The 21069-nt window shown below is 38.8% G+C and carries 22 protein-coding genes and 6 pseudogenes; 13 read left to right on the top strand and 15 right to left on the bottom strand.

Going from position 1 to position 21069, the window contains the following annotated elements:
- Positions 1 to 47: 47 nt before the first annotated feature.
- The 8 genes and pseudogenes from F968_RS19150 to F968_RS19125 all read right to left on the bottom strand — a co-directional run.
- Positions 48 to 263 (bottom strand): annotated as a pseudogene (locus tag F968_RS19150) (DNA-binding protein); the annotation flags it as partial.
- Between the two features lie 149 nt (positions 264 to 412).
- Positions 413 to 628, bottom strand: a pseudogene (locus F968_RS19145) (DNA-binding protein); the annotation flags it as partial.
- 27 nt (positions 629 to 655) lie between these two features.
- The gene (locus F968_RS20300; RefSeq protein ID WP_125510319.1) at positions 656 to 880 is read right to left on the bottom strand and encodes a hypothetical protein; all 225 of its coding nucleotides are present in this window, start codon (positions 878 to 880) and stop codon (positions 656 to 658) included.
- A 149-nt stretch (positions 881 to 1029) separates the two neighbouring features.
- Positions 1030 to 1125 (bottom strand): annotated as a pseudogene (locus tag F968_RS20500) (DNA-binding protein); the annotation flags it as partial.
- Positions 1123 to 1287: pseudogene (locus F968_RS20295) on the bottom strand (IS3 family transposase); the annotation flags it as partial. The pseudogenes F968_RS20295 and F968_RS20500, both read right to left, overlap by 3 nt.
- A gap of 181 nt (positions 1288 to 1468) precedes the next feature.
- Entirely contained in the window at positions 1469 to 1753 is a 285-nt protein-coding gene (locus F968_RS19135) for a putative quinol monooxygenase (RefSeq protein ID WP_004796112.1), read from the bottom strand.
- A gap of 19 nt (positions 1754 to 1772) precedes the next feature.
- On the bottom strand, positions 1773 to 2771 hold the full coding sequence (locus F968_RS19130) for a zinc-binding alcohol dehydrogenase family protein (RefSeq protein ID WP_004796111.1): 999 nt from the start codon (positions 2769 to 2771) through the stop codon (positions 1773 to 1775).
- Positions 2772 to 2843: 72 nt separating this feature from the next.
- Complete coding sequence (locus F968_RS19125) at positions 2844 to 3584, bottom strand: SDR family oxidoreductase (RefSeq protein WP_001059479.1); 741 nt, start codon at positions 3582 to 3584, stop codon at positions 2844 to 2846.
- 135 nt (positions 3585 to 3719) lie between these two features.
- Between F968_RS19125 and F968_RS19120 the strand changes: the two genes are divergently transcribed.
- The gene (locus F968_RS19120) at positions 3720 to 4619 is read left to right on the top strand and encodes a LysR family transcriptional regulator (protein WP_000551635.1); all 900 of its coding nucleotides are present in this window, start codon (positions 3720 to 3722) and stop codon (positions 4617 to 4619) included.
- A 50-nt stretch (positions 4620 to 4669) separates the two neighbouring features.
- Here the strand turns inward: F968_RS19120 and F968_RS19115 are convergent, their stop codons facing one another.
- Both F968_RS19115 and F968_RS19110 read right to left on the bottom strand, forming a co-directional pair.
- On the bottom strand, positions 4670 to 5686 hold the full coding sequence (locus tag F968_RS19115; RefSeq protein ID WP_004796110.1) for a zinc-dependent alcohol dehydrogenase family protein: 1017 nt from the start codon (positions 5684 to 5686) through the stop codon (positions 4670 to 4672).
- Positions 5676 to 6671: a zinc-dependent alcohol dehydrogenase family protein gene (locus F968_RS19110; RefSeq protein WP_001038512.1), complete on the bottom strand. Its 996-nt coding sequence runs from the start codon at positions 6669 to 6671 to the stop codon at positions 5676 to 5678. The genes F968_RS19115 and F968_RS19110 overlap by 11 nt, the downstream gene beginning before the upstream one ends.
- Before the next feature lie 469 nt (positions 6672 to 7140).
- Between F968_RS19110 and F968_RS19105 the strand changes: the two genes are divergently transcribed.
- From F968_RS19105 to F968_RS19090, 4 genes are all read left to right on the top strand, one after another.
- On the top strand, positions 7141 to 7416 hold the full coding sequence (locus tag F968_RS19105; protein WP_001133624.1) for a metal/formaldehyde-sensitive transcriptional repressor: 276 nt from the start codon (positions 7141 to 7143) through the stop codon (positions 7414 to 7416).
- A 21-nt stretch (positions 7417 to 7437) separates the two neighbouring features.
- The gene (locus F968_RS19100) at positions 7438 to 8550 is read left to right on the top strand and encodes an S-(hydroxymethyl)glutathione dehydrogenase/class III alcohol dehydrogenase (RefSeq protein ID WP_000842149.1); all 1113 of its coding nucleotides are present in this window, start codon (positions 7438 to 7440) and stop codon (positions 8548 to 8550) included.
- A gap of 228 nt (positions 8551 to 8778) precedes the next feature.
- Positions 8779 to 9609 (top strand): S-formylglutathione hydrolase, encoded by an 831-nt coding sequence (fghA, locus tag F968_RS19095; RefSeq protein ID WP_000402510.1) that lies wholly within the window; start codon positions 8779 to 8781, stop codon positions 9607 to 9609.
- 334 nt (positions 9610 to 9943) lie between these two features.
- Complete coding sequence (locus F968_RS19090; RefSeq protein WP_000920558.1) at positions 9944 to 10246, top strand: putative quinol monooxygenase; 303 nt, start codon at positions 9944 to 9946, stop codon at positions 10244 to 10246.
- Between the two features lie 85 nt (positions 10247 to 10331).
- On the opposite strand, the pseudogene F968_RS20845 reads toward F968_RS19090, so the two are convergent.
- Positions 10332 to 10661 (bottom strand): annotated as a pseudogene (locus F968_RS20845) (IS3 family transposase); the annotation flags it as partial.
- A gap of 183 nt (positions 10662 to 10844) precedes the next feature.
- On the opposite strand from F968_RS20845, the gene F968_RS19085 reads away from it, so the two are divergent.
- From F968_RS19085 to F968_RS19075, 3 genes are all read left to right on the top strand, one after another.
- Entirely contained in the window at positions 10845 to 12002 is a 1158-nt protein-coding gene (locus F968_RS19085; RefSeq protein ID WP_004796109.1) for an iron-containing alcohol dehydrogenase, read from the top strand.
- A gap of 90 nt (positions 12003 to 12092) precedes the next feature.
- A complete protein-coding gene (locus F968_RS19080) occupies positions 12093 to 12770 on the top strand; it encodes a type 1 glutamine amidotransferase domain-containing protein (protein ID WP_000697981.1) in 678 nt (225 codons plus the stop codon).
- A 201-nt stretch (positions 12771 to 12971) separates the two neighbouring features.
- A complete protein-coding gene (locus F968_RS19075) occupies positions 12972 to 14099 on the top strand; it encodes an alkene reductase (protein WP_004796108.1) in 1128 nt (375 codons plus the stop codon).
- 83 nt (positions 14100 to 14182) lie between these two features.
- Here the strand turns inward: F968_RS19075 and F968_RS19070 are convergent, their stop codons facing one another.
- Together F968_RS19070 and F968_RS19065 are read right to left on the bottom strand one after the other, a co-directional pair.
- The gene (locus F968_RS19070) at positions 14183 to 14413 is read right to left on the bottom strand and encodes a hypothetical protein (protein WP_004796107.1); all 231 of its coding nucleotides are present in this window, start codon (positions 14411 to 14413) and stop codon (positions 14183 to 14185) included.
- A 104-nt stretch (positions 14414 to 14517) separates the two neighbouring features.
- Positions 14518 to 15126, bottom strand: a complete 609-nt coding sequence (locus F968_RS19065) for a TetR/AcrR family transcriptional regulator (RefSeq protein ID WP_004796106.1) — start codon at positions 15124 to 15126, stop codon at positions 14518 to 14520.
- A 143-nt stretch (positions 15127 to 15269) separates the two neighbouring features.
- Here F968_RS19065 and F968_RS19060 point away from each other — a divergent pair, with 143 nt between their 5' ends.
- Positions 15270 to 16289, top strand: coding sequence for an NADP-dependent oxidoreductase (locus F968_RS19060; RefSeq protein ID WP_004796105.1), 1020 nt, complete (start codon positions 15270 to 15272; stop codon positions 16287 to 16289).
- Positions 16290 to 16305: 16 nt separating this feature from the next.
- Positions 16306 to 16944 carry a glutathione S-transferase family protein gene (locus F968_RS19055; protein WP_004796104.1) on the top strand — a complete coding sequence of 213 codons (639 nt, stop codon included), beginning with the start codon at positions 16306 to 16308 and terminating at the stop codon, positions 16942 to 16944.
- Between the two features lie 410 nt (positions 16945 to 17354).
- Here F968_RS19055 and F968_RS19050 read toward each other — a convergent pair whose 3' ends face one another.
- Positions 17355 to 17786, bottom strand: a complete 432-nt coding sequence (locus tag F968_RS19050; protein ID WP_000684951.1) for a PPC domain-containing protein — start codon at positions 17784 to 17786, stop codon at positions 17355 to 17357.
- Positions 17787 to 18085: 299 nt separating this feature from the next.
- Here F968_RS19050 and F968_RS19045 point away from each other — a divergent pair, with 299 nt between their 5' ends.
- Together F968_RS19045 and F968_RS20495 are read left to right on the top strand one after the other, a co-directional pair.
- Positions 18086 to 19285, top strand: coding sequence for a tyrosine-type recombinase/integrase (locus tag F968_RS19045; protein ID WP_004796103.1), 1200 nt, complete (start codon positions 18086 to 18088; stop codon positions 19283 to 19285).
- A 33-nt stretch (positions 19286 to 19318) separates the two neighbouring features.
- Positions 19319 to 19540 (top strand): annotated as a pseudogene (locus F968_RS20495) (antitoxin HicB).
- Positions 19541 to 19813: 273 nt separating this feature from the next.
- On the opposite strand, the gene F968_RS19035 reads toward F968_RS20495, so the two are convergent.
- Positions 19814 to 20065: a hypothetical protein gene (locus tag F968_RS19035; RefSeq protein ID WP_000937271.1), complete on the bottom strand. Its 252-nt coding sequence runs from the start codon at positions 20063 to 20065 to the stop codon at positions 19814 to 19816.
- 194 nt (positions 20066 to 20259) lie between these two features.
- Here F968_RS19035 and F968_RS19030 point away from each other — a divergent pair, with 194 nt between their 5' ends.
- The gene (locus F968_RS19030) at positions 20260 to 20481 is read left to right on the top strand and encodes a helix-turn-helix domain-containing protein (protein WP_000627021.1); all 222 of its coding nucleotides are present in this window, start codon (positions 20260 to 20262) and stop codon (positions 20479 to 20481) included.
- Positions 20482 to 21069: the final 588 nt, after the last annotated feature.

The following is a 21069-nucleotide window of genomic DNA, read 5'->3' as shown; positions in this document are numbered from 1 at the left end:
TTGACCAATGTTTCACGACTTTGTTCATATTAGTTAAACAATCGTGGTTAATCATAGGGTCTAAAAAAACGGCTCCAAAAGCCCCTTTTCTCCGGTTCCTGTTCAACGTGCTCCGGCACTGGAATCCGCTTATTTTCTGTCTGCTCCGGAGTAGTCAATCCGTCATCTTTCGGCTCAAGTTCTGACCGAGGATATGTTGCTATATCCGGGTCTGGTTTCTGATCGGTAAACGTAGTCATATTGGCTTTTGGTGCTTCTAGTAAGATTCAATTTCATGGACATTCATAGTCATTTTTTTTTAGCTACATTCGCTTGCGACTGTTCTTGATCGGTAAACGTAGTCATATTGGCTTTTGGTGCTTCTAGTAAGATTCAATTTCATGGACATTCATAGTCATTTTTTTTTAGCTACATTCGCTTGCGACTGTTCTTGATCGGTAAACGTAGTCATATTGGATTGTGGAGGCTTCATTTCAATGAGGGTCAGCAGTGTATCTATGCGAGCGTTTGCCTTGGCTTCACGATCTTCGGCTTTTTCTAACTGCTTTTTTAAAAAATCGATTTGGCTTTTGAGTTCTACAACTGTTTTATCTGTGTATTCAGGTGTATTTTGATTTTGTATTGAAGAATACAATATGTGTATTCTTCAATACACTCAAGCTTTAAAGCCTAGGTTCTTTAGATGGGGTAAGAAGTGCTTTTGTTGTATTGGATCTCTCAGCATTTCTTTGATTTTTGCTGCTAGGCTATCATAGCTCTCATTACCATTTGCTAAGTTTGAAAATTCAGGTAGTCGTGAAAGCTGATTGCCAAACATATTGAGCTGAGCCATTAAAGAATGACCGGACGCATGACGGTCAGGTTGTTGTATGCACGTCAAATAGCCGCTTTACGAAGCAGTGCTTCTCATCGGATGGCTTTGAAATCAAGTGCTGGAATAGCGAGAAAGTACGGGTAACTTTCTCTTTTTCAAGAAGAATGTACGATCAAGTCTGAACTAATACAAATAAGCCCAAGTGAACAATCAAATCAGCCATACGGCTTAAAGAATCGGCTCCCAAAGCCTCTTTTTTCCGGTTCAGGCTGTACGTGTTCAGGAATAGGAATTCGCTTATTCTCGATTACCCAGTTTAGTGTCGCAAGTTGTACATCTGCTAAACCTTGCCAATCTGCTTTTAAATATTCAATCACCTCTGTTTTGTATAAGTCATTCACCGTTTCAGCCAAAGCAATATCATATGAATCACCAGTCGTACCGACTGATGCTCGTAAATTTGCTGTCTCTAAACAATGACATTATTGTCAAAATGCAGGGTATGGGTGGCTCCCCTTAGGGGCATAATTTGTTGAATCCTAGGTTACTATTAAAAAATCAGAAAAAATAGGAGCTTAGAGCTCCCATTTTTTGTTAGCTTTCTAAGTCCCTATGTTAATTTGAAGAATACTTCATCATAACGTCCGAATACAGCTATATTTTTTTGATTTCTACAATATCACTTGATTCAATGAGCGATTGGATATTATCAAATAAACTTTGAATATAATCAGACGCTATATGGATATCTAAATCCTCCCTGCTACGCCATTCTTCTAAGAAGAAATATCTACTCGAGTCATTTTCGCTAATATAAAGCTCATATTTCAAGCATCCTTCTTCGTTAAGTGTAGGCTCTATTACACTTTTTAAAAGCGCTTCTAACGTCTCTTTTTGATCTGACTTTGCCTTAAAGTTCGCAATTACTGAAATAGTCATTATTTCACCTTTAATTTGTTTAGAAGTTTTCTAGTACAATTTTGCCTTTTGACTTACCTGATTCAAGCAACTTATGCGCCTTCTCCAACTTTGCAGCGTTAATTTTGCCTAGATTTTGGTTCAGGGTACTTCTAATTTTTTGCTGGTCAACTAATTGGGCAACCTGTTGCAATAGATCACCTTGCTTTTCAATATCATCGGTTTCATACATTGAACGGGTGAACATCAACTCCCAATGGATAGAAATAGATTTAGTCTTAAACGGCATAATATCAAATGTTTGTGGATCATCGATCAATCCAAGCTTGCCTTGTGGTGCAATCAGAGAAACTATTTGCTTGGTATATGTTTCTGTATGATTTGTAGAGAATACGTATTTTGGTTTTTCAATACCTAGTGCTTCGATTTGTGCATTTAAATCTTTGCTATGATCAATGACATGGTCGGCACCAAGTGATTCCACCCAAGATTTCGTTTCTTCACGTGAAGCTGTTGCTATAACGGTCAGATTTGTTTTTGCTTTTAGGAGTTGGATAGCGATTGATCCTATACCACCTGCACCACCAATAATTAAAATACTGCCAACTTCTATTTCTGAAATTTGAAACCGATCAAACAGCATTTCCCATGCCGTTATTGCAGTTAATGGCAATGCTGTTGCTTCTGCATTAGATACTGTAATGGGTTTAAGACTGATAATTCGTTCATCGACTGCTTGAAACTCAGCATTACTACCATCTCGGGTTAAATCGCCAGCATACCAAACAGAATCTCCTACTTTAAACGAGGTAACTTTTGAGCCAACTTCAATAATTTCCCCAACGGCATCCCAACCTAAAATACGATTATTTGCTTCAGACGAATTTTTTCTCACTTTGGTATCAACTGGATTCACAGAGATTGCCTGAACTTTTACCAGTACATCCCGCTCCTTAAGCGTAGGCTTCGCTTTTTCAATATCTACCAATGAATTTTTAAAATCATCATGGTTATTGATAACATACGATACGGCTTTCATAGATTTGTCCTTAACTTTAAAAAATATAGTAAAAATGGGAGCGAGGTGCTCCCATTTTTTGTTATTCAATCATTAAAACTCTTGGCTCGTTGGGCGTAAAACAATTTCATTAATATCTACATCCGCAGGCTGTTCAATTGCATAAGCAATTGCTCGAGCGACTGAGTCAGCTGGTATGGCTTGTTTGTAGAAATCAGTAACAAACTCTGAACTTTCTTTATGAGAAGAACCGAATTTTAGTTCTGACTCAACTGCACCAGGCTCAATAGTAGTCGTTCTAATTGTTCCCCCAACTTCATGACGAAGTCCTTCAGAGATGGCTCTTACAGCAAACTTAGTACCGCTATAAACAGTACCTCCTGGACTAAATACTTTTATCCCTGCAACAGATGCAAGATTAATAAAGTGTCCAAAGTTTTGTTTTTGGAAAACAGGTAGGGTAGCTGCTATACCATAAAGAACACCTTTAATATTAATGTCGATCATACGATCCCATTCATCAACTTTTAGCTCACTTAATGGTGCAATAGACATTAATCCAGCATTGTTTACCAATACATCGATTTGACCAAATGCGCTTAATGCCTTTTCAATAAGTGCTTGTACTTCCTGTGGTTTGGTTATATCCATACCAATAAATTCAGCTTGACCACCTTCAGCACGAATGTCGTGAACAATAGCCTCTAATTTTTCAGTACGTCTAGCACCAAGTACAACCTTTGCACCTTTTTTAGCAAGTAAGCGAGCAGTAGCTTCACCTAAACCACTACTTGCACCAGTGATCACAATAACTTTATTTTCTATATTATTCATACAAGTAACCTTCAACCTATCTGTCAATCATAATTGATGGGTTAAGTATTACAGCCTTGTTGGGTATAATAAATGAATAATATTATCTTTCAGAATTCCTATTTACGGAATAATTGCCATAACACAGGATTGGACATGCATAACAAATTGGAAATGATGCGTATCTTTTGTGTCGCAGCAGAGTCTCGAAATTTTAAAGAGGCAGCAACTCAGCTGGGTATTTCCCCACAGGCAGTGACACGGGCAATAAAAGAGCTAGAAGAGCAGCGCGGAGAGATTCTGTTTTACAGGAGTACTCGACAAATTAAAATTACCGCTGATGGTGAGCGTCTGGCAAAGCAAGCACGTTTTGCGGTGGGATCGATCGATGCTTTGTTTGTAAAAGACACCAAGGAAAAACGAGATGAAATGCGTGGGACTGTCCGTCTTACTGTGTCGTCTGTGTTAGGGCGCAAATTGGTAGTACCCGCACTAGCAGAATTTGCCACACGTTATCCAGATATTGTCGTGGATTGTGTGCTAACAGATTCACACTCGGATGTGATCGATGAGCGGATAGATATCGGGATCAGATTTGGATTTTTGCCGGACAATCGATATGTGGCAAGGGAATTGGCGAAAGTGAACTTTTATTCTGTGGGTACGCCAGAGTTAATTGATAAGGTTGGAATGCCTAAAAAAATTATTGACCTTGATAAATACCCTCTAACAGCACTAGTCGATCATAAAACAGGGCGTTACTGGCCATGGACATTCACCGAAAGTCGAAGCTTTACGCCATCAAAGCCCCGTTTTATTACAGATGATCTAGAAGCTGAATTTCAAGCTATTCTCGCTGGCGTTGGATTCGGACACATGCCTGGATTTCTAGTTTTGCCGTGGCTTAGGAGTGGTAAGCTCATTCAGATACTTCATGAGGAAACCTCTCCCGTTTGGCGCCTGTATTTATATCGTCCACAGCGGGGCCCGACACCTTTGCGAATCCGAGTATTGTTTGATTACTTAGCGGAAGTGCTGGGCCATATAGAAAACTGAATCAGCTGGAATTAACCTTTTTTCTAGAAAGTAGAAATCAGATAAGACCATCATGTATTCAGAGTAACTACAATTTTTCCTATTTGCTGATTTGATTCAAGATAGCGCTGAGCGTCATGCATGTCCTCAAAGTTAAAGCAACAGTCGATCACAGGACGAAGATATCCTGCACCTATACTGCTAAGAATAAATCGTCTGGCTTGCTCCCTTAGAACAGGGTCGTGGAGAACCTCAAGGAACAAAAAACCTCGCATGGTTAAGCTCTTGCGTAATGCAACTTTAAGGGGAAATGGTGTGATCTCAGGGCTAAGTGCACCATGCATAACCATAGTTCCTCCTACAGACATCGCTTTTGCAATCTGTTCAATATGAGGCCCTCCTACAGCATCGAAGGCGACATCAAGATGTTCTCCACCTAAACGTAAAACAAGCGCCTCATACAAATCTGGTTCATCTTCAGTGGCTATAACATTTTTAACACCGAGATCCAGTAAACGTTGCTTTTTCTCTATCGTCTGTGTACTTGCAATGACCTTAGCACCCGCTGCTTCAGCTATCTGTATCGCAGCTAGTCCTACGCTACTTGAAGCTGCTGTGATCAAGATCGTTTTTCCTTTCGAAACTCCACCAGCATGGATTACACCACCCCAAGCCGTCAAATACTGCATCCAGATTGAAGAAGCTTCTTCCCAGCTTAAACTATCAGGTTTGTGAACTAAAAAAGTTTCTGGAATCAGAAGCTTGTCCGTATATGTCCCATATTTGGCTAGATTGTCAGTCGGAAGAATCGATACTGCATCTCCTGGAGAAAATTGGCGTACACCTTCACCTATTGCCACAACTATGCCTGCTCCCTCATATCCCAGACGAGAAGGGAATACTGCCTTTTGAATATAAGTTCCACGCCGAAACATTACATCAGCCCGGTTGAGTCCGATCGTTTTCATCTGGATTAGAACTTCTCCTGCTGCTGGTAAAGCAACAGGAAGTGTTTCTAATGCCAGAACATCTGTATCTCCAATACTATTGAAGCGCCAAGTCTTGGCCTGAAGTGCGTTAAATGACATCAATCACGACCTTAATATTGGCAGAGCGATCTTGAACAGCATCATGAGCCTCAATCGCTTGGTCTAGAGTAAAATGACGAGGATCAACAATAGGACGCAGTTTACCTTCCTCAACGAGACGAGTCGCGATCTTAAGGATATCACCATGATGAGCACGGCGATTGCCTGTTAACATCGGCATTAGGACGAATACGCCAGACACTGTGGCACACCGTAGAGATGAACTCGCTAAATTATGATTACCAAATGCAGCACAGCTGGTAATGTGGCCATAGTGAGTTGTCATGGAAAGTGAAGCTTCGAGTACTGGACCACCCACAGTGTCGTAAACAATGTTAAAACCTTGACCCTCAGGGCTTGCAGCAATAATGTCATCGGAAGATGCTGTTGTGTAATCGAGAGGTGTTGCACCGAGTTCTGAAATCAGTGATTGATCAGCTGTTCGACCAGTCGCCCAAACATTTGCATCAAGTGCTTTTGCAAGCTGAACAACCATATAGCCAACGCCACCAGCACCACCCTGAACCAGTACAGTTTGCCCTGGTTGGACCTTCGCATTATCCACTAAACCTTCCCAAGCCGTGAGGAACGTCAATGGTAGTACTGCTGCCTCGCGCATAGAGATATTGCGTGGCTTTAATGCGATCAGATCAGCATCTGCTAAAACATATTCTGCTAAAGATCCTTGAAGACCACGAACGCCACCAATCAGACCGTAAACTTCATCTCCGACATTGAAGTGGGTGACACCTTCACCAACAGCAGTTACAACCCCAGCCATATCTGTTCCCAACACGGCAGGAAGCTCTGGCATAGCATATGGTGCTTCACCAAGACGAATTTTATAATCAATAGGGTTTACACCACTAGCATGAATACGTACTAGAACTTGCCCAGCCTCTGGTTGAGGTATAGGGAGTTCTACACGTTTAAATTCATGATCACCAAAATTTTCTAGGATAAGAGCATTCATCATCTTATTCATAGTTGTTCCTTATTCTTAACTGGGGGATGATGTGCACAGTATCAAAGTAAAATAATCCAATAAATGATATTTATAGGATTTAATAATTCCTAAATAATGAATAATAAATATCATTCGCTCACTAAAAATATTCTAGTACAGTCTGTAAAGGCAGTTTAATTTAAACTGTCGGTAGTATTTTCAAGGCTTGAAACGTTCAAAATATCTACAAAGTGGCTAAAATTTGAAACATAATTCTAAAAGGTCAAAGCATTACAAAGAACATGAGCCAAAATAAAAAAATGGGAGCTAAAAGTCCCATTTTTTTTGTGACTTTCGCATAAGCTCTATGATGTTAATTTAAAAAAACTAAAAACAGAGATAGAAAATTTTCGCTAAAGATCTTTTTGTTTTTCGATTTATAAAAAAAAATTGCTTTTTTTATACTATGGGGTACTATAGTATTAATGCTAGCAAGTAAGGAGGTCTGATGCCTAATCAGGTTGAAGACAAAAAAAAGATTCTTCTACGCGTCAGAAAGATCAAAGGTCAGACGCAAGCGATTGAAAAAGCGTTAGAAGACAATGTGGAATGTGGTGCAATTCTGCAACAAATATGCTCTGTGCGTGGTGCTATTAATGGTTTAATGAATGAGATGTTGGAGGTTCATTTAAAGGACACTTTAGTATCAGGTGAAACCACAGAACAACAACGAAAAGAAGAATTGGCTGAAATCGCCAAGATTCTAAAATCATACTTAAAATAGATCTGTATAAGGAATTATTCCATGAAGTCACGTGCTGCTGTTGCGTTTGGTCCTGGTCAACCTCTTCAAATTGTTGAAGTTGATGTTGCACCACCGAAGAAAGGTGAAGTATTAATCAAGATCTCCCATACCGGTGTGTGTCATACAGACGCATTTACTTTATCTGGCGATGATCCTGAAGGTGTTTTTCCCGCTATTCTCGGGCATGAAGGTGCTGGTGTTGTAGTTGAGGTTGGTGAAGGCGTGACTAGCGTCAAACCAGGTGATCATGTAATTCCACTTTACACTGCTGAATGTGGCGAGTGCGTATTCTGTAAATCTGGAAAATCGAACTTGTGTATTTCCGTTCGCGAAACTCAAGGTAGAGGCGTAATGCCAGATGGTACCACTCGTTTTTCCTACAATGGTCAACCGATTTACCACTATATGGGCTGCTCAACGTTCAGTGAATACACTGTAGTGGCAGAAGTATCATTGGCTAAAATCAATCCTGAAGCCAATCACGAACATGTCTGCTTACTGGGTTGTGGGGTAACAACGGGTATCGGTGCAGTACATAACACGGCTAAAGTACAAGAAGGTGATAGTGTTGCGGTCTTTGGTTTAGGTGGTATTGGTTTGGCAGTCGTACAAGCCGCACGTCAAGCTAAAGCAGGGCGTATTATTGTGGTTGACATGAATCCAGATAAATTTGCGCTGGCAAAAGAGTTTGGTGCAACGGACTTCTTGAACCCTAAAGATTACGATAAACCAATCCAGCAAGTAATTGTCGAAATGACTGGCTGGGGTGTAGATCATTCATTTGAATGTATTGGTAACGTGAATGTGATGCGTGCAGCCCTTGAAAGTGCACACCGTGGCTGGGGACAATCCGTAATTATTGGTGTAGCTGGCGCAGGTCAGGAAATCTCTACCCGTCCATTCCAACTGGTTACTGGTCGTAAATGGCTAGGTTCTGCCTTTGGTGGTGTAAAAGGTCGTACGCAACTTCCAGGAATGGTTGAAGATGCCATGAAAGGTAAAATTCAATTAGAACCATTTGTGACACATACGATGGGCTTGGATCAGATCAATGAAGCCTTTGATCTAATGCATGAAGGTAAGTCAATTCGTACTGTAATTCATTACGAATAATTGCGTCAGACCTTATACTTTTCCATGCATGTGCATCATGAATGACATGCATGGAATCCTCTAAAACGGCACATCATCTGTAAAACAGATCTATCTGTGTAGGCATCGTGTATAGGTTCAATAAACCTGCCTACATTTTAAATCTTTATCACTATTCTCTGTGGAGAATGTAAGACTCTTTGTTTACTTGATTTCTCATGAAGTCTTGCTCAACATAGGTAATTGATTATGGAAATAATTGAGAAGCATGCTTCTTTTGGTGGATCGCAAGAAGTGTATCGCCATCAGTCAATAGCATTAAACTGTTCAATGAAATTCTCAATATATCTGCCACCTCATGACAAAGATGAGCGGTTGCCAGTGTTATATTGGTTATCAGGATTGACTTGCAACGAACAGAACTTTATTACTAAAGCCGGAGCACAAAAGTATGCGGCTGAACATAAAGTCATTATTGTTGCACCAGATACCAGCCCACGTGGAGAGGATGTACCAGATCATGCAGATTATGATTTAGGCCAAGGCGCAGGATTCTATGTGAATGCAACACAAGCACCCTGGTCGCAGCATTTCAAAATGTATGATTATATTGTGGAAGAGCTCAGAAATCTGATTGACCTGAATTTTCCGACCAATCAAGTCCAAAGTATTATGGGTCATAGCATGGGTGGTCATGGTGCATTAGTAATTGGATTAAAAAATCCTGAGCTGTATAAAAGTATTTCTGCTTTTGCACCAATTGTTGCACCTAGCCAAGTACCTTGGGGGAAAAAGGCTTTTACACACTACCTAGGTGAAACCGAAACTTTATGGAAAAGCTATGATGCGATTGAATTAATCAAAAACGCTGAAGTTCATTTACCTATTTTAGTCGATCAAGGAACAGCTGATGATTTTCTTGAAGAACAGTTAAGGCCTAAGCTTCTTAGTGATATTTGTTTGGAACAAGAATATCCTCTTACACTTAACCTAAGAGAAGGGTATGACCATAGCTATTACTTCATTGCGAGCTTTATAGAGAAACATATAGAGTTTCACAGCAAATTCCTAGCTAAATAACTTTCATAGATATGAGGATGTACAATATTGTTCTTGAATGCTTCTTGAGCAATATAATTTCCAGATGAAGAGGTCAGCTTATAAATCTAAGGTAGAGTCAATTGATCCTTATATAAATAAGATTGAATTTAATCATCTCATATCTTGATTTTTTGATTCAAATGTTAATGATATTAACTTGAATAAATTCATAGCATTATGTCGAAATAAAAACCTAAATTTTGGCTCAGCTATGGGAATTTTTTTTAACTTTTATACAACAAAACTTTCTGACATGCATACATTAGCAATGTCAGAATCAGTTTGAATTCTAATCAATTATGGAGTTTTAGTCATGCTTAAAACAGCTTTATATGTCCGTCTTGAAGCTAAACCGGGTAAAGAAGACGAAGTGGAAGCTTTTCTTAAAGCCGGTTTACCTATTGTAATGGAAGAACCTGCGACAGTTGCGTGGTTTGGCCTTCGTCTTGGTCCTACAACATTTGGTATTTTTGATGCATTTCCTGATGAGGCGGGTCGCCAAGCGCATTTATCTGGCAAGGTTGCAGCTGCGTTGATGGCTCAGGCCGAAGAGCTATTTTCAGAGCCACCATCTATTGAAAAAGTAGATGTTTTGGCGAGTAAACTACCAGCTTAAACCGATGCTTAAATGTATGAGGGTGCTGTCTGAAATTTTGAATGTAAGGCAGCACTTCAACCCTATGATGTTTGTCAGAGGCTTTCTATTCAAGTTGGGCTACTTTATTTAATGGCTTAATCTCATCATTTACAAGGGTCAATATCCAAAACAGGGTAAATAAACGAATGCAACTATTTACACGCTTTATATTGAACCAATCTATCTAATTTACTGTCGCATTTGTACATCTGCTAAACCGTGCCAATCTGCTTTTAAAATATTTAATCATCGCTATTTTGTATGAGTCATTCACTGTTTTAGCCAATGCGTTCACAACCATGTCAGTAGTCATACGTGTTGATACCTTCCATCCAACAATCGCTCGTGAAAATACATCAATAATAAAAGTGGTATAGAACAAGCCTGAATTTGTTTAACCATAACTAAAGTCGGCAAGCTGAAATAATATTTATAAAAATAGACGACTGGTCTATTTTTATGTATAGTTAGCACATGGTGTAGTCAAAAGCCGCAGTGTTGCCCAATTTTTTAAAGTTTATTTGATGAATAACGGTGGTTTTTCAAATCAATTAACTGATTATCCTAGGATAAAAATATGCTGAATTTTAACTTTTATAATCCGACCCGTATTATTTTTGGTGGCGATACAATAGCTAAAATCAATGACTATGTGCCTACAGAAGCAAAACTGTTAATGTTGTTTGGTGGTGAGAGTGCACGTAAGAATGGTACTTTAGCTGAAGTGCGTGAAGCATTAGGTGCAAGAGAAATTCATGAATTTGGCGGAATTGAGCCGAATCCGAGTTATGAAACCCTCATGAAAGCCGTAGAGCTGATTCGTGAACAAAAGATTGATTTCTTGATGGCTGTCGGTGGTGGATCGGTAATTGATGGTACTAAATTTATTGCAGCAGCAGTCAATTATACAGGGGATACATGGGAGATTTTAGAAACCCATGGTACTAAAATTACTCAAGCTTTGCCTTTTGCGAGTGTACTCACCCTTCCGGCAACTGGTTCAGAAATGAATAGCGGTGGGGTAGTCACCAGAAAATCGACCCAAGCCAAATTGTCATTTAGCAGTCCCCATGTTTTTCCGCAATTTTCCGTACTCGATCCGAATAAAACTTTTAGCTTGCCGACGCGCCAGTTAGCAAATGGCGTGGTCGATGCATTTATTCATGTCATGGAACAGTACTTAACTTACCCTGTCAATGCACAAGTACAAGATCGTTTTGCCGAAGGTCTATTGCAAACTCTGATTGAGATTGGACCGAAAATCTTGGACGATTCAGCAGATTATGACACGCGTGCGAATTTGATGTGGGCTGCTAGCATGGCACTGAATGGGCTAATTGGAGCTGGTGTACCACAAGATTGGTCAACCCATTTGATTGGACATGAGCTCACGGCTTTACATGGTATTGATCATGCTCGTACCTTGGCCATTGTGTTTCCGGCCAATCTACAAGTGCGTCGTCAAGAGAAGCGAGAAAAATTACTACAGTATGCAGCTCGTGTCTGGCAGATTGTCGAAGGTGATGAAGAACAACGTATTGATACTGTTATTGCTCGTACTCGAGCCTTCTTTGAGCAACTTGGATTGCCGACTCGTCTTAGCGATTATGGACTGGTGGAGACAGATATTGAGATCATCATTACGCAACTTAAATCACACAATCTTACACAGCTAGGCGAACATAAAACTGTTTCATTAGAGATCAGTCGCCAAATTCTCGCGACGAGCATCTAAGCTAAATGCGCGTATCTGGCATGCTCACGCCACACGGCAAGTGATCATGCAACAATGCTCCTCAATCCTGAAAATTATCGGAGAAATAACATGAAAATTTTAATCGTTTTAACCTCACATGATCAACTTGGCAATACTGGTAAGAAAACAGGTTTCTGGCTAGAAGAACTTGCTGCACCGTATTACACCTTTATTGACTCTGGTGCTGAAGTTACGCTGGCGTCACCTCAAGGTGGGCAGCCACCACTAGATCCGAAAAGTAATTTAGCAGAAGCACAAACTGAAACCACTCATCGTTTTGAAGCTGATCCAACTGCAATGCAAGCATTGGCACAGACGCATAAACTTAGCGAAATCTCTGTAACTGATTATGATGCAGTGTTTTATCCAGGCGGACATGGCCCATTGTGGGATTTAGCAGAAGATCCGATTTCAATTTCTCTGATTGAACAGGCGATTCAGTCTGGCAAACCTGTTGCAGCAGTGTGTCATGCCCCAGGTGTTCTTCGTCATGTGAAAGCGAGTAATGGAGCGCCTTTAGTTAGCGGTAAATTAGTGACTGGTTTCACCAATACTGAGGAGGCCGCTGTAGGTTTGACTGAAATTGTACCATTTTTAGTTGAAGACATGCTTAAAGAAAACGGTGGTCATTATTCTAAAGTGGATGATTGGCAAGTATATGTTCAAGTAGATGGCTTGCTGGTTACTGGACAAAATCCAGCATCTTCTGCTGCAACCGCTACAGCATTACTTCAATTGTTGAAATAAAGAGTAGCTAGTGTTTGTTGTGGTGCTTAGCAGCGAATAAACTTCTGACTCTGAGCAACTGGCGCAATAAGCAAAATAACCCTCACTTAATGGTGAAGGGCCTGAGTGAATAGCTTTCCTTCCTTTATTTTTCTATATACAGGAAGGAAGGTTATTTTTTAATTTAGATCAATTAAGCCATGATGACTTGGATACAATAAAATGAAAGCCAGCAAACTTTTTCAAAACTTAAGCTTAGGCCCTTATGTTTTGCAAAACCGTATTGTATTGCCACCATTAACGCGGTCGCGCAGTACTCAGCCAGGGAATATTCCAAATGAACTGATGGCAACCTATTATCAACAGCGTGCCGGGGCAGGATTTATGGTCACCGAAGGTACGCAAATCGAGCCACGTGGTCAAGGCTATGCTTGGACTCCCGGTATTTACAGCCCTGAACAGATTGCTGGATGGTGTAAAGTGACGGAAGCAGTGCATGCTAAAGGAGGCATTATTTTTGCACAACTTTGGCATGTTGGGCGTGTTTCACATACATCTTTGCAACCCGATCATGCATCACCGGTCGCGCCTTCGACTATTAGGGCTGATAGTAATGTTAAAGTCTTTATTGAGACCGGGCCCAATGCGGGGACCTTGGCTGATCCTTCAATGCCACGTGCTTTAAGCAATGCAGAAGTTAAAGAATTAGTGCAACTCTATGCTCAAGCAGCGCGTAATGCCTTGGCTGCTGGTTTTGATGGAGTTGAAATTCATTGTGCAAATGGTTATTTGGTGAACCAATTTATCTCTGCACATAGTAACCATCGTGAAGATGAATATGGTGGATCACTAAACAATCGTTTGCGTTTTTTACGTGAAGTAGTAGAGGCAGTTGCTGAGGTGGTTGGTGCAGATCGTTTAGGAGTGCGTTTTGCCCCGCTATTTGAAAGTACAGAGGAAGATCGTGTTTACATGGGGTTGGTTGAAGATGATCCACATGTCACTTATATTGAGGCAATAAAGATACTTGAAGAAGTTGGGATTGCCTATTTATCTATTGCAGAAGCTGATTGGGATAATGCACCAGAACTTCCTCATGATTTTCGTAAAGATGTCAGAGACACTTTCAGTGGTCGGATTATTTATGCAGGTCGATATACGGCAGAAAGAGGGACTCGAATTTTAGAGGCAGGTCTGGCCGATTTAATTGCATTTGGACGCCCATTTATTGCGAATCCAGATTTACCCGATCGTATCGCCAATGGCTGGCCATTGAATGCAGTAGATGCAAGCACTATGTATGGTGGGACGGAAAAAGGCTATATTGATTATCCAGCTTACGCAGATTAATATTGACTTAATGAGTTATTTTGCCAACCTTTGTGGTTGGCAAAATAACGACTTAGGATTGCTGTTGCCAGCACAATTTCTTCTTAAAACAAATTCTTAAAATTTTTTAGCCGTGTAATGAGCCAACCTGCCAGTGGGAAAGAAATCAGTTGCGTTACTGGCACTAATACTATGACTTCAATCAACACCATCATCGGGAAACTTTGATGATGAGTAATTGGCTTTAATAAAGTGAGTACCAGTAATAGTGTGGGATATAAGCCTAAATATCCGACTAAAATACGAGTCATGAGGGCTTTAGAAGGAGAATTCATTGTGCGCTATACTCATGGATTGTAAATTGATCTAATAGCAACACATTAATAAGTAATCATTGGGCTGCTGTCATTAATTATGTAATTGATATTTAATCTAATTTTTAAGAAACTTCACTTTTTAATAGAAATTTAGTTGCTCTCAGAGCTTGATGTAATGGTGTTTTATCTTTTTGCAACTTACTCAATAATGCTGCACCTAACCACATTTGGTAAAGTACTTGTGCCAAAGTCGAGGCCTCAGTATCTGCTTGGATAGACTGATCCTGTTTTCCCAAATCAATTAAACCAGCAATACGCTCGATTACATCATCCACGCCAGCGGACATAATGGAGCGCATATCTTCAGATAGATCGGCAACTTCTGCGGCAAGTTTCACAATTAAACAACTATCCGCCCAACCACACTGTGTTTCAGGATCTTCTATCCATAAATTAAAATACTCAATCAGCTTTTGATAAGGAGATTTATCACTACGCCATAAATCATTTAAACGGACTTGGTAATTATCCACATAATGCTGTACCAATTCACATCCGAAAGCTTCCTTGGATTGGAAATAATGATAAAATGAGCCTTTGGGGATCTCACAGCTCTGTAAAATTTCCTGTAATCCTACACCAGTAAAACCTTTATGCAAAATCAGGTTTGAACTGGTGTTAAGAATGTGTAAGCGCTTCGCTTCAGACTTTTTAATAGGATTAGGCTTCATATTAATTATTTACTCTATTATAAAAAATAGACCAGTCGTATTGTTTTTTATTATAACTCCTCTACAATGGATGTAAAGAAATTTTAATCATAATTTTTGATTGTGAAGAGAAATACTTCCAAATAAAACATGGAGTTATATGTGTGAAAACAGTTATTAATCAACGCATCGTTTTAGCTAAACGGCCAGTGGGTGAGCCAAAACACAGCGATTTTCGTATTGAGCAAGTTGAACTCAATGAACTTAAACAAGGCGAGATATTGTTAAAAACCATTTACTTGTCACTCGATCCTTATATGCGTGGTCGCATGAGTGATGCTCCTTCATATGCAGCACCGGTTGAAATTGGCGAAGTGATGGTCGGTGGAACAGTCAGTCAAGTGGTGGCCTCTAAAAACCCAAAATTCAAAGAAGGCGAGTGGGTTCTTTCCGGAAATGGCTGGCAGGGCTACGCAATTTCTAATGGGTCTGCCTGTCAAAGCTTAGGTATGCAACCTGAACATCCATCTTGGGCATTGGGTATTTTGGGAATGCCAGGATTTACTGCTTATATGGGGTTGTTGGACATTGGTCAGCCTAAAGCCGGTGAAACTTTAGTCGTTGCAGCTGCAATGGGACCTGTGGGTGCTACGGTTGGACAGATTGGCAAAATTAAAGGTTGTCGCGTGGTTGGCGTCGCAGGTGGGGCTGAAAAATGCCGTTATGCAGTAGAAGAACTCGGCTTCGATGCTTGTATCAATCATCATGATGAAAATTTTGCAGAACAATTACAACAAGCAGTTCCCACCGGTATTGATATTTATTATGAGAATGTAGGGGGTAAAGTGTTTGATGCGGTATGGCCATTGCTTAACTCTGCGGCACGTGTACCGGTGTGTGGTGTGGTTTCCCAGTATAACGCTACCGAGCAAGCACAAGGGCCAGACCGTTTACCGGGCTTTATTTCCACCCTTTTAAAAAAGCGTATTCGCATGCAAGGCTTTATTATTTTTGATGATTATGGCAGTCAGTATCCGGAATTCAATCAGCAAATGTCTGACTGGTTGAAAGACGGAAAAATCAAATATAAAGAGCATATGGTGCAAGGTTTAGATAACACGATCAATGCTTTCAATGGTATGTTAAAAGGCGAAAACTTTGGCAAAGTGGTTGTAAAAATTTAAAAAAATAGGAATTATTATGATTACACTACATCATTTAGATCAATCACGTTCTTTTCGCATTTTGTGGTTACTTGAAGAAATCAAGCAGCCCTATGAGCTGAAACGCTATTATCGTGACTCAAGCACGCATTTGGCCCCTGAATCTTTAAAAACCATCCATCCTTTAGGGAAATCTCCAGTATTGGAATGGGATGGCAAAGTTATTGCAGAGTCAGGCGCAATCGTTGAGTTATTAATTCAGAAACTTGCGCCGCATTTAGCACCAGATATGGATGAACCTACCTATGTCGATTATCTACAGTGGATTCATTTCTCAGAAAGCTCTGCCATGCTGCCATTTTTGTTAAAAACGTTTAATGCGATAGAAACCAAGCAAGGCACGAAGTTGGTATTTCTAGAAAATTATACTCAAGTTGAGTTCGATAAGGTATTTGGCCATTTAAATAAATATTTAAAAGATAAAGAATTTCTAGTGGCAGACCGTTTAACCGGTGCTGACTTTATGATGGGCTTTGGACTACATGCTTTAGTTTATCATATGGGACAAGGTGAAAATTATCCCCATATCCAACGTTATGTAGCAGGTTTAAGCCAACTACCTAGCTGGCAAGTCGCAGTACAAATTGAACAAAATGGTGTGAAAAGTCAAAAATAGCAAAATTGTTTTTTTAACGCAATTGAGAAAAAGAATCATGATTGACAAGTACATATGATTATAAAATAAGCTGACACTTATTTAAAGTAAACGCCTAATGAATTTCATCGGGCGTTCTCTATTTTAAAGATAAGGAATTACCATTATTTAAGACAAGTTTCGCCTATTCTTTCACTGCAAATTCCTATCAAAAGGGCTTGAATATCACGACGGTTACGTTGAAAGATATAATCAACTTTTGAAAGAAAAGTGACTAACGCACAGCAAGATTAAATTATTCCTTGGGGTATTAAACAAGTAATCTATATCATTTTAATAACATAAACACACATGCGTAAAAATCACGCCCCGCTTAACTGGCAATAGTTTTTGAACCCTCGTATAAAAGCTTAAAAGAATCTAGCAAGTCTTTATTTAATGTTAATACTCATCCAGTATTGAGGTTTTTTATCTTTTCTTGCCTGTGATCTAGGTTGTAATACTCTAATTTCATACTCACCTGAAGCAGGTAAAATATAAATACCATTATCATCAAGCTCTGGAGAATATTCTCCAATATTGATGGAGTCTTTTAATTGATTACCCCATAAGTAAGCTTCAACATTTCCTCCAGTCAACTTCACTTTTAACTTTTGCCCTTTTTTAGCATAAAATTTGTAGGAATCATACTTGTATCCCTCTATCCTTCCGTAATAATTTGCAGAGTAAGCTTTTTTTGCAAACTTAACTACAACAGTCTTTCGTATATCATTGTTATCATTTGCAAGTACGGCTGGGCTAAGCATAGTTAAAGTTAGGGCCATAAAAGCACCAGCTAGTAATTTCGTATTCGCTATTTTCATAAGGTTACCTTAATTCTTGTATCGCCCCTGACATAGTAACATAAGTAATAAGTAACCATGAATCATGGAACAGAACTGTGAATAGTCATAACATAGAGTTGCACTTCAAATGCTAATTTAAGACTTGCGAAATCAATGGTTAATTAATTGGTCACTAAGGAATAGCCAATCTAGATATAAACTTTATTTAACAAATACTTATAAAAATATGTGATGCGTATCATACGCATCATATATAAAACGTTCTATTTTGATATAATTGATCCAATCAACCCCTTATTAGGTTTCATTTAAATTCCATGAGTCTTACTGATATTAAAGTTCGCCAAGCTCATTGCAAGGAAAAAATCTGTTTTTTATCCGATGAAGATGGGCTTAGCCTGAAGATTGAGCCGAGTGGAAGAAAATCTTGGTGCTATCGCTATACAGATCCACAAACTAAAAAACGTCGACGCATTCAGTTAGGTCTTTATTCTGATTTATCGCTGAAAAAGGCACGACAAGTCAGAGATGACTTTAAAGACAATAATTTCTGTTTTGAACATGATACTGCCTCTAATCTTATCACCTTTGGTAAGGTCGGGGAGGAGTGGTTACAGTTCAAACTGAAGAATGCCTTCAACGATCTACCCCGCTGTGGTGTACTACAGTTAGCAGAAAGATGCTTACAGCAAGATATTTATCCAGACCTTCAGGATTTACCTTTTCAAAACATCAAGCGCTATGACCTAGTTTCAGTAATCAAAAAAATAGAGGGACGCCAAGTAAAAGAACCTGTCAAAAAAGCTTGTAGTTATTTGAACCAAATTTATGACTACGCTGTAGCGATGGGTTATTGTGAGTTCAACATCGCTCATGGTTTAAATAAAATCACCATTAACAGCAAAATCAAGAAAAATTATCCGTATTTGAAAGCGGAGGAAATATCTGATTTTAAGAATAAATTACAAAAATTGGATGCCCATCCCATTATTAAAAAAGCACTGATGTTCAAATTACATACTGGCGTGAGAGGGGCCGAATTGTTATTGGCTGAGCCTCATCATTTTGATTTAAATGAAAAAATCTGGAAAATACCTGCCTTGCATATTAAACAGTTTCGACGAAAAGTTATATTAGGCCATGAGATTCCAGATTTTTTAGTTCCACTTTCAAATCAGGCTTTAGAGATTTTGAAAGACGTCATGCAGTGGTCATACGGTGAAAAATACCTTTTTGCTAGCCCTCGCAAACACAATCAACCGATTCATTTTAATACTCTAAATATGGCCATACGTAAGATGGGGTATGGCAAACATCAACTATCTTCTCATGGATTACGTTCTACTTTTAGTACCATTTTGAATGACTCAGGTTTGTTCCAAGATAATTGGATTGAGGCACAACTTTCACATATTGATAAGAACCGTACCCGTGCCAGCTATAATCACGCTGACTATTTAGCTCAACGGACTGAAATGATGCAGTGGTGGGGTGATTATTTAAGTACTAGTAAGTGAAAATCGTACTTTTATACATAAACTTAAAACATGATGGGGTGTCAAATGGATAGTAAACAATATACTTACCGTGTTAAATGGTCAGCTGAAGATAATGGGTATGTTGGGTTATGTGCTGAGTTTCCATCATTGTCTTAGCATGATGCGGATCAGTCTAAAGCATTCTCAGGAATAGAGGAGCTCGTTGCTGATGTTGTCGCTGATATGATTAGCAATAATGAAAAAGTTCCTACACCACTCTCCGGAAAAATATAGTAGGCAATTTATTGTCCTTGTTCTCAGTGGTTCAACAAAAACTAGCCCTCGAAGCTGCAGAACGTAGTGTGGGCATGAATCGTAGTATCAGTAAAAAGAGCTATGTAATTTTAGTCTTTACTAAAGTCTAGTAGGAGTGAGTGATAAAGCAGGAACAAGAATTTATGTTTCATATATTCTGTAAATCGTATGAATTTGAATTAATAGGTATTTTAAAAGAAAGTTTTCTTTGATTTAGTGTTTTTATATAAAAAAATAATTTTTAAAAATAACTTAGGCTAATTGATAAACACTATCTGGAAAGATTAAAAGAAAATATTTTTTAATTTCTGCTAATTCATTTAAGGCAGGTTCCCTTTCTAGCAGTTGAAATGTCCAAATAAGTACAGCCTGATGATTATCATAGCAAGTATTTACTCCAAGAAAATTAGCCAATCCATAACTTCTATTGATGTTCATTTCTTTAATTAATTGATTTCCTAAGTCACGAGCTTGCTGGCTGATTAATAACTCATTTGGTAACACGGCGGTTATCTCCACAAAAAAATCTAATGCAGGTTCAATCCTTATATTTAAAAAGTTATAATTTAATTGAAATGGATAAAATATACTTTCTATAAGTTGTAATGACCTGCTGTAGGTTAATTTTAGCAAAGTATTACTCAGGCAACAACTTCAAATAACCCACAGCAAGTTATTTTTTGTAAATTAATTTAAATATGATTACTTGTAAGTTATCTAGCCTCATGGGCGATAGAAAAATTTTAAAATTAAGTGAAGTGGTGCATGCGACAGGAATCAATCGTAATACGCTGACAAGTATGTATTATGACCGTGCTATACGTATCGAATTGCCAGTCGCTGATAAGTTATGTAAATACTTTAACTGTACGATGAATGATTTGTTTGAGTTTAAGGAAGAAGTTGAAGAAAAAGATTAACCAATACTTCTTTTGATAAGTTTTCTCTACAGGTCTAATACTGAACTTTATAAAATTTCATCGAAAACAGAGATTTACTTTATTATTTATATAAAAGAATCAATCGAATAATAGAGGTTTTTTTCTTATAACTTAATCAAAAAAAGGGCTAATGACCCACAATAGCGGTAACTATTGTGGGTTTGTTCCATGTAATGCAAATTGCAGTACAAGGAATTTAAAATGACTTCACTGCTGATCTTACGTTGCCCTTGTACTTATTGCAAGATTTTTAGTCTTTTTACATGATTTTTCATTTAACCATTTAAATTTCTTCTTTTTATCATTTTGATAATTTTAAGTACCCGATCTTGACGTCATAGTGTTTGAGATCGAACGTTCGATAGATGTCCGCAATCCATCGAATAGCTGAACCTCATTTGAGGTTCGCAGAGAGTCCAATATATTTTAGCTCAAGGACTCTATGATTGCTTTGGGATTTCTAATTCTAAATGGCTTTGTTGCACAAAGATTTAAAAGTTAAGACTTCTCATATCTACTCAAATTTAAGTGACAACTCGGGTATGTGGTCTGCCTAAGTCCGTAAAT

Origin of the sequence: Acinetobacter sp. NIPH 817, assembly GCF_000368405.1 — a bacterium.
Classification (GTDB): domain Bacteria; phylum Pseudomonadota; class Gammaproteobacteria; order Pseudomonadales; family Moraxellaceae; genus Acinetobacter.
The sequence above is the reverse complement of the archived record's forward strand: the minus strand, read 5'-3'. Positions and strand labels throughout refer to the sequence as shown.